This window comes from Acinetobacter sp. YH12236 (assembly GCF_013417645.1).
Taxonomy (GTDB): domain Bacteria; phylum Pseudomonadota; class Gammaproteobacteria; order Pseudomonadales; family Moraxellaceae; genus Acinetobacter.
The window spans coordinates 12741-25704 of record NZ_VPDM01000026.1 but is presented as its reverse complement, the minus strand read 5'-3'; the positions used below and the strand labels follow the sequence as shown (position 1 = coordinate 25704).

11 protein-coding genes are annotated in these 12964 nt (G+C 43.7%); 2 read left to right on the top strand and 9 right to left on the bottom strand.

Annotated elements, in window-relative coordinates:
- Position 1: 1 nt before the first annotated feature.
- The 9 genes from FTV14_RS11645 to rimO form a co-directional block, all read right to left on the bottom strand.
- Positions 2-493 (bottom strand): OmpH family outer membrane protein, encoded by a 492-nt coding sequence (locus tag FTV14_RS11645; protein ID WP_034592588.1) that lies wholly within the window; start codon positions 491-493, stop codon positions 2-4.
- 80 nt (positions 494-573) lie between these two features.
- The gene (gene bamA, locus FTV14_RS11640) at positions 574-3033 is read right to left on the bottom strand and encodes an outer membrane protein assembly factor BamA (protein ID WP_373688485.1); all 2460 of its coding nucleotides are present in this window, start codon (positions 3031-3033) and stop codon (positions 574-576) included.
- Between the two features lie 83 nt (positions 3034-3116).
- Positions 3117-4472: an RIP metalloprotease RseP gene (rseP, locus tag FTV14_RS11635; protein WP_104426204.1), complete on the bottom strand. Its 1356-nt coding sequence runs from the start codon at positions 4470-4472 to the stop codon at positions 3117-3119.
- A gap of 3 nt (positions 4473-4475) precedes the next feature.
- A complete protein-coding gene (ispC, locus tag FTV14_RS11630) occupies positions 4476-5672 on the bottom strand; it encodes a 1-deoxy-D-xylulose-5-phosphate reductoisomerase (RefSeq protein ID WP_180014140.1) in 1197 nt (398 codons plus the stop codon).
- Complete coding sequence (locus FTV14_RS11625) at positions 5673-6497, bottom strand: phosphatidate cytidylyltransferase (protein WP_034702638.1); 825 nt, start codon at positions 6495-6497, stop codon at positions 5673-5675.
- A 5-nt stretch (positions 6498-6502) separates the two neighbouring features.
- The gene (uppS, locus tag FTV14_RS11620) at positions 6503-7255 is read right to left on the bottom strand and encodes a polyprenyl diphosphate synthase (RefSeq protein ID WP_180053921.1); all 753 of its coding nucleotides are present in this window, start codon (positions 7253-7255) and stop codon (positions 6503-6505) included.
- 7 nt (positions 7256-7262) lie between these two features.
- Positions 7263-7817: a ribosome recycling factor gene (gene frr / locus FTV14_RS11615; protein ID WP_005235283.1), complete on the bottom strand. Its 555-nt coding sequence runs from the start codon at positions 7815-7817 to the stop codon at positions 7263-7265.
- 79 nt (positions 7818-7896) lie between these two features.
- The gene (gene pyrH / locus FTV14_RS11610; protein WP_004786170.1) at positions 7897-8625 is read right to left on the bottom strand and encodes a UMP kinase; all 729 of its coding nucleotides are present in this window, start codon (positions 8623-8625) and stop codon (positions 7897-7899) included.
- A 46-nt stretch (positions 8626-8671) separates the two neighbouring features.
- Complete coding sequence (rimO, locus tag FTV14_RS11605) at positions 8672-10015, bottom strand: 30S ribosomal protein S12 methylthiotransferase RimO (protein WP_180053920.1); 1344 nt, start codon at positions 10013-10015, stop codon at positions 8672-8674.
- 350 nt (positions 10016-10365) lie between these two features.
- Here rimO and glnL point away from each other — a divergent pair, with 350 nt between their 5' ends.
- The gene (glnL, locus tag FTV14_RS11600) at positions 10366-11475 is read left to right on the top strand and encodes a nitrogen regulation protein NR(II) (RefSeq protein WP_125278343.1); all 1110 of its coding nucleotides are present in this window, start codon (positions 10366-10368) and stop codon (positions 11473-11475) included.
- On the top strand, positions 11462-12943 hold the full coding sequence (gene glnG / locus FTV14_RS11595; RefSeq protein ID WP_034702648.1) for a nitrogen regulation protein NR(I): 1482 nt from the start codon (positions 11462-11464) through the stop codon (positions 12941-12943). The genes glnL and glnG overlap by 14 nt, the downstream gene beginning before the upstream one ends.
- Positions 12944-12964: the final 21 nt, after the last annotated feature.

Here is a 12964-nt window from a genome sequence, read left to right as displayed (position 1 = left end):
ATTATTTAATTGCATTAACCTTTTGAATCATTTTATCAGTTAAATCATACTTCGCGTCATAAGCAAGTACGGAATTTTTATTTAAAACCACATCTAGCTTGTTTTCTTGGCGTAATTGTTCAGCAGCACGCTTCAAATTTCCTTCAAAAGCTTTATTTACACTTTGCATACGCGTTTGCACGGTTGCCTGTACCTGTTGCTGCACCCCTGCCAGTTGAGTCGCTTTACCTTCAAATTCTTTGGCTATTTTTTCACGTTCTGCTGGTGTTTTTGCAGCCTGGCCTTTTTGCTTGATTGCAGCAAGGTCTTTTTGAAACTGTGCAATCTGTGCGGTTTGCGGCTTGATTTCATTTTCCAGAGTGGCATTTTGCTGCTTTAAATAGATACTGTTTTGTACTACTTTTTCCAGATCAACAATTCCGTAATCATCTGCATGTGACAATGAAGTTAATCCCGCTAAAGCAATACCCATTGCCATCATCATTTTTTTCATGTTTTTACCCATTCAAAAAATTTTGCTCACAAAACCTGATGGCTTCATGAGCAAAATTTATATTTAAGATCAAAGTGTTCTTAGAAAGTACGCCCAATTTCAAACTGAACATTTTGAGTTTCATCACCGTCTTTATCATTCAACGGGTATGCATAGCTCAGTGATAATGGACCAATCATGGTAATCCAGGTGAAACCAGCACCTACGCTATAACGCATATTGCCTGCATCGAAACCAAAGTTATCTTTACAGTACTGTTTACCACTAATCGAGCTGCCATTCACGAAAATATTATCATTAGATACATCACACTGAGTATCAAATACTTGAGCACCTTCAGCAAAGAGTACCGGACGAACCTGACGCGCCCAATCTCCCTTAAATGGAACAGGCAGAACTAACTCAGTACCAAACTGAACTAAAGCATTACCGCCCACTTCTTCTGGGGATGGATCAGTTCGGCCGATGTCAGAGAAATATACGCCTGGATATTTAGGACCTAAGGTACTGTTTTCATAACCACGTACCGAACCATAACCACCGGCATAGAAGTTCTTATAGAAAGGCAGGTCATTACCATAGCCTAAACGGCCATAACCACGCAGAACAAAGTCTTTGCCTAATGGGAAGAAAGCCTGTGCGTCATAGGTGAGCTTTTGATATTCCACATCACTACCTGGCAAGGCAATTTCTGCATTGACACGATGTGACATACCTGTAGTCGGGAACATTGGACGGTTCAAGGTGTTATAAGACCAACCCAGATTCAGGTTATAGGTCAAGAAATCGCCTTTAAACTCTTGACCATATGAAATAGTATCAAGTGGAGCACCATTTGCATCTACACAGTTGCCTGTTGCAGATTCAACCTGACCTGGGCAGAAGTCACCACGCTTGGTTTCTTTACCACCATTACGTTCCAAATAGTCAGCCACATATGTAGATACATATGGCCCTGTGGTCACTTCAGTCTGGTCTATATTCAGACCCAGGCTTACACTCTGGTTCTCATCAATTGGATAACCAAAGTTAATACCACCACCCAAGCTGTCTGTAACATAGTTGTTTACGTTATAGTCATCATCCAACTTTGTTTTACGGTAGTAAAGATTATAACCGCGCCGTACACCATCAATCGTGAAGTACGGGTCCATTACACTCAAGTTATAATAATCTTGAGTTTCGGAACGTGACAGATCAATCGAAACGCTGTTCCCTGTACCCAGGAAGTTAGTCTGACTTAGACCAGCCTGGAACGTTACACCACCACTTTGAGAGAAACCAACAGCTAGAGTACTTGTACCTGAATGCTGCTCTTCAACTGCCACATTCAAATCAATTTGATCTGGTGATCCAGGAATACGAACAGGCTTAATATCAACTGTTTTAAAGAAACCAGTACGTTCTAAACGCACTTTAGACAGGTCAATCTTCTCATTGCTTGCCAGCGCACTTTCCATCTGGCGCATTTCACGACGCAATACTTCATCGGCAGTTTTAGAATTACCTGTGAAGTTGATCCGACGCACAGTGACTTGTTGACCCGGATTAATATAGTAGTTCAGATCAACCTGTTTAGTTTCGTTATTGATTTGAGGTACAACATTTACTTCAGCATAGTAATAACCAGCATTACCATATTTACGTAGCAATAGCTGCTTGACCGCATTCACTCGTTCCTGAGAGTAGGTATCACCTTCTTTATACAACTGCAAAGCTTGTAGCTCTTCAGGTTTATAAAGCGCATCGCCTAGGAATTTGGTTTGTCCAAACTTAAACTGTTCGCCTTCACTCACTGAAACTTCAATAAAGACATTCTTTTTATCTTCACTCAGGTTCAGACTTGAATTGGTAATATTGAAGTTGATGTAACCACGGTTCAGATACATCGCACGTAAAGCTTCCAGGCTCGCAGCCATTTTTTCACGTGCATAACGGTCATTACGTGAAATGACCGAGCTCCAGCCACTTTCTTTAACAGCGAAAGCCTGCTTGATATCTGATTCTTTAAAGACAGTATTGCCGATAATATTGATATCAAAAACTTTAGCGGCTTTACCTTCAACAAAATCAATCAGCACTTCAACGCGGTTATTTGGTCGCGGTGTCGTTGTTACCGTAATATCGGCATCATAACGACCTTGCTGCATATATTGCTGTTCCAGCTCGGTTTCGACTGTTTGCAGTGCAGATTTCTTCAGTACCTCACCTTCAGCCAGACCCATTTTTTTCAGGCCTTCTTCCAGCGCTTCCTTTGGAATCAGCTTATTGCCTTTCAGCTCAATTTTCGAAATTACCGGACGTTCTACGACCTGGAATACCAAGGTATTGCCCTGTTGAACGGCTTTGATGTCATCAAATAGTCCAGATGCATACAGGCTACGAATCGCATTGGCAATGATCGGATCATTCACCCGGTCACCACTGTTGATTGGCACCAAGCCGTACACATTTTCTGGAGTTAAACGTACCAATCCATCAAATTTTATATCTTGTACAATGAAGTCTTCTGCCGCATATACTTGTTGTGCTACTGCCATTGCACTAACGAGTGCCAAAGGCATAAATAAATGTGTGTGCTGCATGCCAGTCTTTTCCGCTGTTAATTATTCCATTTACGTTATTATAAACGCATAAAGTCATTAAATAATGCCAAAAGCATCATACTGCCGAGCAGTACCATACCAATTTTTAATCCAACCAATTGTATTTGTTCAGAAACAGGTTTACCACGAATTAATTCGATAAAATAATAAACCAGATGTCCGCCATCAAGCATTGGGATTGGCAATAAGTTTAATATCCCTAAACTTACACTCATTAGCGCCATAAAGGAAATAAAAGTTTCCCAACCCATTTCCGCGCTTTGTCCTGCCACTTTGGCAATGGTAATCGGGCCAGAAAGATTATCCAGACCAATCAGACCACGTACCATTTTGACGATCGAGTTCAGAATCATTGAAGACAGATGTGCTGTCTTGTCAAAGGCCATCACCATCGCCTCAACAGGCGTATAGTGAATAGTCTGTTTATATTCAGCAGGAATTGTCACCTTACCCGGATCACTTTGAACTCCGAGCATACCGGTTACATTCCCCATATTGTCACGTTTGCCTTGCGGCATGACTTGAAGATGCACGACCTGATTACCACGTAATACATCTATCTTAAGTAATTTTTCTGGTGATGCCTGTACAACCTGTACCACATCGAACCAGTCTTTCATCTGTACACCATCAATGGCCAGAATCTTGTCACCTTCTTTAAGACCCTGACGAATGGCTGCACCATCTTCACTCAGTTTACTTACCACAGCCGGAATTTCCGGACGATATGGCAAGAAACCTAGTGTATCAAGGGGTGACTGACTTTGATCTTTAAGAAAGTCTTGAATTGGTAACTGGAATATCTTGTTTTCACCCGCACGGTCTGCCTGAATCGAGACCACACCAGTTTCACCCACACGATCCACCAAGGCATAACTCAGTTTTTCCCAAGTTTCGACTTGCGCACCATCTACAGCGACAATCTTGTCACCCGGCTGCATCTGTACTGCGGCTGCCGGTGTGTTTGGTAAGACCTTGCCTACGCGAGTATTAAGCTGTTCTTGTGCAGGTAAAAAAAGCACCCAAAACAGGACAACGGCTAAAAGCAGGTTAATGAGAGGACCCGCAGCAACGATGGCAATACGTTTCCAGGGATGCTGACGGTTAAAGGCTTTAGGCAAGTCTTCTTCTGCCACACTGCCTTCACGCTCGTCCAGCATTTTGACATAACCACCCAAAGGCAAAGCTGAAAGCTGATATTGGATACCGGATTTTTTGGAAGTCCACTTTAGAAGGGTTGGTCCAAAACCAATGGAATAGACCAGTACTTTAACGCCCAGTTTACGTGCCACAATGTAGTGACCAAACTCGTGAATCGCAATTAAGGGACCGAGTAATAGGATTGCGGCTGCAATAATAAACAAGGCGTTCATGTCTTAACTTCCTTTATTCACAACATATTGCTGTGATAAACCTCGTGCTGTGTGATCTGCATGCAGGATAGTATCCAGATCGTGTGCTGGTTGATTGTCCATCTGGTTCAGGACAGTTTCAACCACCTGAGGAATTTGGGTAAATCTGATTTGCTGATTTAAAAATGCAGCAACTGCAATTTCATTGGCCGCATTCAAAATTGTAGGCGCAATTCCACCACTCTTCATGGCTTGACGCGCTAATTTCAGTGCCGGAAAACGAACCACATCCGGTTCCTGGAAATTCAGTTGTGAATGCTTAAACAAATCCAGAGCCGGGATATGGGTACTGATCCGTTGTGGCCATGCCAAAGCATGTGCAATTGGCGTGCCCATATCCGGGTTGCCCATTTGTGCCAATGTTGACCCGTCCACATATTGCACCATGGAATGAATAATACTCTGTGGATGCACAACAACTGTAACAAATTGTTCTTGAACTGCAAACAAATGACACGCTTCGATAAGTTCCAGTCCCTTATTCATTAAAGTAGCGGAATCTACGGAAATCTTTTGCCCCATTGACCAGTTTGGATGTTTGCAGGCTTGAGCAGGCGTCACATCATGCAATTGTTCAAGAGAATGATTCAGGAATGGACCGCCAGAAGCAGTCAGTAAAATCTGATGAACACCGAGCTTAGGTTGACCATTACGTTCAGCATCAAAGTAGTTTTGAGGCAGGCACTGGAAAATCGCATTATGTTCAGAGTCGACTGGCAATAATAATGCACCATAATCTCGCGCGGCTTGCATCATGATGTCGCCGGACATGACCAAGGCTTCTTTATTGGCCAACAGGACACGCTTACCCGCTTTGACTGCAGCCAATGTAGGAAGCAGGCCTGCCGCCCCGACTATTGCTGCCATCACGATATCAACATCCGCATGCTCTGCGACTGAAATTAAGCCCGCTTCATCCTGAAGAATTTCGATATCTGATAAGCCCTGCACTTGTAGCAACTGAGAAAGCTCATCGACCTTATTTGCAGGTACTACAGCCACTTTAGGACGGTACTGCTGACAGATTTCTGCCAGCTCAGTAATACGACTTTGCGCTGTCACAGCGAAAACCGAGTAAGCTTCAGGATGTTGCTGCAAAATTTTTAAAGTACTTTGACCAATTGAACCTGTAGCACCCAGTATACAAACAGCTTGTGACATTTATAAATCTACGCCAATAAGTTTTAAAACATATATGCCTGTTGCAAAGATAGGAGCTGCAGCAAGCAAAGAATCAATACGATCTAGTACACCACCATGACCCGGCAAAATACGGCCCGAATCCTTGATTCCAGCACGACGCTTAATCATGGATTCAAACAAGTCACCTAGCACTGAACTAAACACGGTAATAACAGAAAGGATCAGGAACAGACATAGCTCTGGCCAGGTCATATCCAGATAAAGTGAAGCGACGACAACCACGATGAGCATGGAGGTAAGAATACCGCCGTATAGACCTTCTACCGACTTGTTTGGGCTGACATTTGGTGCGAGTTTTTTCTTGCCGAATTTGCGTCCAACAAAGTAAGCGCCACTGTCTGCACCCCATACCAGCAGAAACAGGTACATCAACCACCATGGGGAGTTTAGCCAAACCGAGAAGATTGCTGTAACAGCAGCAGAAACCAGCACAATCCCGATGCCATGCAAGCTGACATTGTACCAGCCATCATAATCAGGATAGGTTTTAACCCAGTAGATACTCAGCAACCAGGTCAGGATAGATGCCGACCATAATAATAAGGCCACATCCCAATAGTATAAAGCCAGTGCAGATAAGGCTGCAGTCAACAGACCATAGCCCCACGCCACTGGCTTAATTACATTTTTACATTTTCGCGGCATGAGTTTAAACCACTCATAGCCTGCCACCCCGGCAGCCACAACCATCAATGCGAACATTGGATATTGTGATTTGGTCGCAAACATACAGCTCAGTACGACTGCAACCAGCACCAATGCGGTTATAATCCGCTCAAACATGTGTATTAATTCTCAAGTCTTTCTTGAAGAATCTGCTCTGATGTTTTACCGAAACGACGTTCGCGCCCGCCAAATACAGCAAGTGCGTCATCGAATTCCTCTACGGTAAATTCTGGCCATAAGGTCTCAGTAAAATACAGCTCTGCATATGCTGCCTGCCAGAGCAGGAAATTGGACAGGCGGAAATCTCCACCGGTACGAATCAGCAGATCAACAGGCGGCAAGTCACTCAAACTGACATATTGACCGAACACATCAGTATCAATTGCTTCAAGATCTAATTTATTTGTTAAAACATCCGCAACAATCTGCTTCGCAGCTTGTGCCATGTCCCACATTCCACCATAGCTGATTGCAATGGTAAGCGTCATACTATCGAAATTAGCAGTCCTTTGTTCTGCTTGCAACATCAATGCTTGCAGTTCAGGAGATAAACGCGACCGATCACCAATAAAACGTAAAGCAATATTAAATTTTTGCATACGTGGCAACTGTTCATGAATCGTGTCTTCCAACAACTTCATGAGCAGGTCGACCTCATATTGGGGACGGTTCCAGTTTTCGCTGGAGAATGCAAAGACCGTTAAAGCCTGGATATTTCTTTTTCTACAATGTTCAACAATCGGGTCTAGAACCGTTTTTCCTTCACGGTGTCCATCGCCTTTCTGCATCTGATTTTTTTTGGCAAAACGATTGTTGCCATCCATGATGATGGCAACATGTTTTGGAAGACGGGAATTTTCTTCAGAAGCGGTCATTGATGAATTAGACCTTCATCAATTCAGCTTCTTTCGCAGCCAAGCGTTTGTCTACTTCAGCAACAAATTTGTCTGTGATTTTCTGAATTTCGTCAGATGCACGACGTTCATCATCTTCAGAAATTTCTTTTTCTTTCAACAATGCTTTGATGTCACCCAATACATCACGACGGATATTACGGATCGCAACTTTGGCATTTTCAGCTTCGTTACGTGCAACTTTCTGCATGTCACGACGGGTTTCTTCAGTTAGTGCAGCCATCGGTACACGGATCGCATCAGCAGTAATCGGGTTCAAACCAAGATCAGACTCACGGATCGCCTTATCAATCGCAGCAACCATTGAACGTTCAAATGGTTGAACCAGCAATGTACGTGAATCTTCCACGCCTACGTTTGCAACCTGATTCAATGGCACATCAGAGCCGTAGTAAGGAACCATGACGCCGTTCAAAATTGATGGATGCGCACGTCCGGTACGAACTTTAGCGAAACCATGTTCTAACGAGTCAAGAGACTTGTTCATACGCTCTTCTGCGTCTTTTTTAAGATCGTTAATCATATGATCTTCCTTACTTAATTCTTAAAAGATGTATTTACTAAATTAGGAGGTAGTATAAAGGGCTTTGTAGCTCACGTCATTAATTGGTGACGTGAGTTCCTTCTTTTTCACCCATCACCACTGAAAGCAATGCGCCAGATTTGTTCATGTCAAATACTTGAAGTGGCACATTGTGGTCACGACATAAGCAGATCGCAGTTAAATCCATGACGCCCAACTTCTCGTCCAACACCTGATCAAATGTCAATGTGTCGTATTTCACGGCATCTTCGTATTTGCTTGGATCTTTGTTGTAAACACCATCAACCTTAGTAGCTTTCAGGATCAGGTCAGATTCAATCTCGATACCACGCAAACAAGCTGCTGTATCCGTAGTAAAGAACGGATTACCTGTACCTGCTACAAATACGCACACTTCACCTTGAGTCAGATGACGAATCGCATCACGGCTAGAATAAGATTCAACCACTGCACCAATCGGTAATGCAGACATCAAACGGGTTTTGATATTACGGCGTACCAAAGCATCACGTAATGCCAGACCGTTCATGACAGTTGCCAGCATACCCATCTGGTCACCGGTTACACGACCTACCAGACCATCTTTTTGCAACTGGCTACCACGGTACAGGTTACCACCGCCCACGACGATACCGACTTGTACACCCAAACCCACGAGATGCGCAATAGAAAGTGACATCTGATCGAGCACTTGTGCATCGATACCCATGTCTTTGTTCCCTGCCAGTGCTTCACCAGATAGCTTTAGCAGGATGCGACCAAATCGTGGCTTTTTAGAATCCAACATCATAAAACTCCAAATTATTTAATATAAATTCTTTTAATTCAAAATCTTAAGCAGACTTGATTGAGATCAGCTTGGCAAATAAATCATATTCATCTGCATCAGTGATTTCGACTTCAAGCAAATCCCCTGCCTTAATCACACTTTTGTCGATATCTTCAACAAAAACATTACCATCAATTTCAGGCGCATCCGCATATGAGCGTGCTACAGCAACCGGGAATTCTTCTTCTAGATCATCGACTAGCACAGTCATTTTCTGGCCAATACGTTTTTGTAGCTTCGCTGCTGAAATTTCCTGCTGAACCTGCATGAAACGTTCATAACGTTCTTGCTTGATCTCTTCCGGCACATGGTCTGGAAGATCATTCGCTGTCGCACCTTCAACTGGTGAATAAGTAAAACAGCCCACGCGATCCAGTTGTGCTTCTTTCAGCCAGTCCAGAAGCATCTGGAAATCTTCTTCCGTTTCGCCCGGGAAACCCACCACAAATGTAGAACGGATGACTAGGTCAGGACATTTCTCACGCCATACTTTTAAACGCTCCAGTGTATTTTCACTGTGCGCTGGACGTTTCATCAGATTCAGGATTCTTGGGCTGGCATGCTGGAATGGAATATCCAGATAAGGCAGGATTTTGCCTTGAGCCATCAAATCGATCACGGCATCTACGTGTGGATATGGATAGACATAGTGCAGACGCACCCAGATGCCCAATTGACCCAATGCTTCACACATGTCATAGAATTTGGTTTTAACTGGCTGGCCGTTCCAGAAGTCCAGTTTGTATTTGGTGTCGACACCATAAGCAGAAGTATCTTGGGAGATCACGAGTACTTCTTTGACACCTGAACGTTTCAGTGCTGCAGCTTCTTCAAGCACAGAACCAACTGGACGGGAAACCAGATCACCACGCATACTTGGAATGATGCAGAAGGTACAACGGTGGTTACAGCCTTCTGATATTTTCAAGTACGCATAGTGTTTCGGAGTAAGACGAATGCCTTGCTCAGGAACTAAATCAATAAATGGATTGTGTTTTGGCGGCTCAGGAACATATTCATGTACCGCATCCATCACTTCTTCATAGGCCGCTGCACCTGTCACTTTCAGGACGTTCGGGTGCATTTGGCGAATTTTATCTTCGTCTTTTCCTAGACAACCTGTTACGATTACACGACCATTCGCGCTCATCGCTTCACCGATGGCATCTAAAGACTCTTGTACTGCAGATTCAATAAAACCACAGGTATTTACTACTACTAAATCAGCACCGTCATAATCCGATGCGACATCATAACCTTCAGTCTTTAACTGAGTTAAAATTCGTTCAGAATCTACCAATGCCTTAGGACAACCTAAAGATACAAAACCGACTTTGGGGGACTTCATGAATCTGCGCTCCACTAGAATGCGCGTATTGTATGTCTTTTCGCATCATAAAAATAGTTGAAATGGCCACTCTTTGCATCACGCACTAAAATAACGCCATAAAATATTCAATATAAAAGCTTATGCACCAAAATGAATCATTTTAGGTTTACAGCCTCAATTTAATCCGTTATACCTGAGTTTGATTGGGCATCCCTGTCAGATTTCGTGCATTTTTCAGCAAAATTTTAACAAGAGTTCTAAAGTTGGCGTGCATCTTGCTTATTTTGCCTCAAATCTGAACTTTGAAATTGTTATTTTGCTTTATGAAGATGCCATTGCGCCATTTTAATACAGGAAAACCACCGCTAATGGATCAGCCTCTTTCCATCGACTATCGCCTTTTGGTGGACAACCTGACCACTGCCATTATGCTGGTTGATAGTCATCTGAATATTTATTACTTAAATACAGCCTGCGAGGCTATGTTTGATGTCAGCCTGTTACGCGCATCAGGCACGCCGGTATTAAATATACTGCAAGCGCCGACAGATGAATTCAATACTGAAGAATCACTCTATAACACGCTGCATACCGGCCAACCTTATACTCGCCGTGAGGCGACGATCATCGTCAACTTTAAAGACATTCATGTGGACTATACGGTTTCCCTGCTCAATGCGGGCAAGCCAAATCACCCTTTATTACTGATCGAGCTGAATCAGCGTGACCGTATGCTGAAAATCTCACGTGAAGAAAACTATATTCAGCAGCACCAAGTCGCGCGTCAGTTGATTCGTGGCGTGGCACATGAGATCAAGAATCCACTCGGTGGCATTCGTGGTGCAACCCAGCTTCTGGCACGTAGTCTTGAAGATCCAAAATATAAAGAGTTCACTGACATTATTATTAGTGAAGTGGATCGCCTGAGAAATCTGGCAGATAGCATGCTCGGTTCACGCCAGTTACCCAGCTATGAAATGGTTAATGTACATGAGCCTTTAGAACGCGTTCGTTCACTGATTGTGAACCAGACTAAAAAGAAAATTAAAATTACCCGGGACTATGACCTGTCCCTGCCGGAAGTTCTGGCAGATCGCGATCAGCTGATTCAGGTCATGCTAAATATCTGCGTGAATGCCGTTCAGGCGATGACAGAAAACAAGGATTTCTTTGTCGAGCATCAACCGGAACTTATTTTAAGAACCCGGATTCAGCGTCTTTATACCATTAGTGGTGTGATTCACCGATCTGTGGTTCGAATCGACATTGAAGATAATGGTCCTGGTGTTCCAGACGATATTATCGAAGCCGTGTTCTACCCGCTTGTGACCAGCCGTGCCAAAGGTACCGGACTAGGTCTCAGCATTGCTCAAAATATTATGCATCAACATAACGGAATGATTGAATGCCAGTCAGTTCCAGGAAAAACCGTATTTAGCTTATTTTTACCTTGGGAGTCAGATCATGTCGCGAAATAAAATATGGGTGATTGATGACGATCGTGCCATGCGTTGGGTACTAGAAAAAACATTTAAAGAAGAAGGTTTCGACGTTACTAGTTTTGAAGAAGCCCAGTCAGCACTTGATCAGTTGGGCGTAGATGCACCTGATGTGATCCTAACCGATATCCGTATGCCAGGTATTGATGGTCTGACCTTTTTAGGCAAGGTGAAAAATACCAATCCTGATTTGCCGGTTATTATTATGACGGCGCATTCGGATCTGGAATCTGCTGTATCCAGTTATCAAACAGGTGCTTTTGAATACCTGCCAAAACCATTTGATATTGATGAAGCATTGGCACTGGTCAATCGTGCGATTTTACATATCACCAAATTACAGCAGCAAGAATCTGCCAAATCTGCACCAACCATTCAATCGACTGAGATCATTGGTGAATCGCCTGCCATGCAGGAAGTCTTCCGTGCCATTGGTCGTTTGTCTCAATCACACATTACCGTGCTGATTAATGGTGAATCCGGTACAGGTAAAGAACTGGTAGCGCATGCCCTACACCGCCATTCACCGCGTAGCAATAAACCGTTTATTGCACTGAACATGGCGGCTATTCCAAAAGACCTGATAGAGACTGAATTATTTGGTCATGAAAAAGGTGCTTTTACCGGTGCAAATACGCAACGTCAAGGCCGTTTTGAACAGGCCAACGGCGGTACGCTGTTCCTGGATGAAATTGGCGACATGCCTTTTGAAACACAAACGCGTTTATTACGTGTCCTTGCAGATGGTGAATTCTATCGCGTTGGTGGTCACATTCCGGTTAAAGTTGATGTACGTATTGTGGCTGCAACGCATCAGGACCTGGAAAAGCTGGTACATGATGGCCGCTTCCGTGAAGACTTGTATCACCGTCTAAACGTAATCCGTATTCATATACCTAAACTGGCGCATCGCTCTGAAGATATTCCAATGCTGGCACAGCACTTCCTTGCGCGTGCAGGTAAAGAACTGGGTGTAAATCCTAAAATCTTGCGTCCTGAAACTCAGGAATATATGCAGAAGCTGCCTTGGCAAGGCAACGTTCGTCAGCTTGAAAATACCTGTCGCTGGCTAACCGTGATGATCACAGGCCGTGAAGTTTATCCAGAAGATCTGCCACCTGAATTAAAACAGATTCCAATTCAGCAGCAAGACCCGGGTGCTCCAATTCCAAACCCGAATCAGATTGCGCCGCATCACTGGGATGAATTACTGGGTCAATGGGCAATCCAGAAACTGAAAAACGGCGAAATGAAGCTGTTAGATGTGGCTACACCAATGTTTGAACGCACACTCATTAATGCTGCACTACAACAAACCCGTGGTCGTAAGCGTCATGCTGCGGAGCTTTTAGGTTGGGGACGTAATACCCTCACCCGTAAGCTGAAAGAGCTTGGCATGGACAGTGCGGAGGATGATGAAGTCGAAGAAGTCGAAGGCCAAGCCTGAAATTAAAAAAGCACCCTTGGG

What these genes read in the sequence shown, in the direction of transcription:
- ispC (WP_180014140.1), bottom strand. Translation starts at nt 5,672, where the DNA reads ATGTCACAAGCTGTTTGTATACTGGGTGCTACAGGTTCAATTGGTCAA.
- bamA (WP_373688485.1), bottom strand. Translation starts at nt 3,033, where the DNA reads ATGGCAGTAGCACAACAAGTATATGCGGCAGAAGACTTCATTGTACAA.
- frr (WP_005235283.1), bottom strand. Translation starts at nt 7,817, where the DNA reads ATGATTAACGATCTTAAAAAAGACGCAGAAGAGCGTATGAACAAGTCT.
- glnL (WP_125278343.1), top strand. Translation starts at nt 10,366, where the DNA reads ATGGATCAGCCTCTTTCCATCGACTATCGCCTTTTGGTGGACAACCTG.
- rimO (WP_180053920.1), bottom strand. Translation starts at nt 10,015, where the DNA reads ATGAAGTCCCCCAAAGTCGGTTTTGTATCTTTAGGTTGTCCTAAGGCA.
- rseP (WP_104426204.1), bottom strand. Translation starts at nt 4,472, where the DNA reads ATGAACGCCTTGTTTATTATTGCAGCCGCAATCCTATTACTCGGTCCC.
- glnG (WP_034702648.1), top strand. Translation starts at nt 11,462, where the DNA reads ATGTCGCGAAATAAAATATGGGTGATTGATGACGATCGTGCCATGCGT.
- FTV14_RS11645 (WP_034592588.1), bottom strand. Translation starts at nt 493, where the DNA reads ATGAAAAAAATGATGATGGCAATGGGTATTGCTTTAGCGGGATTAACT.
- pyrH (WP_004786170.1), bottom strand. Translation starts at nt 8,625, where the DNA reads ATGTTGGATTCTAAAAAGCCACGATTTGGTCGCATCCTGCTAAAGCTA.
- uppS (WP_180053921.1), bottom strand. Translation starts at nt 7,255, where the DNA reads ATGACCGCTTCTGAAGAAAATTCCCGTCTTCCAAAACATGTTGCCATC.
- FTV14_RS11625 (WP_034702638.1), bottom strand. Translation starts at nt 6,497, where the DNA reads ATGTTTGAGCGGATTATAACCGCATTGGTGCTGGTTGCAGTCGTACTG.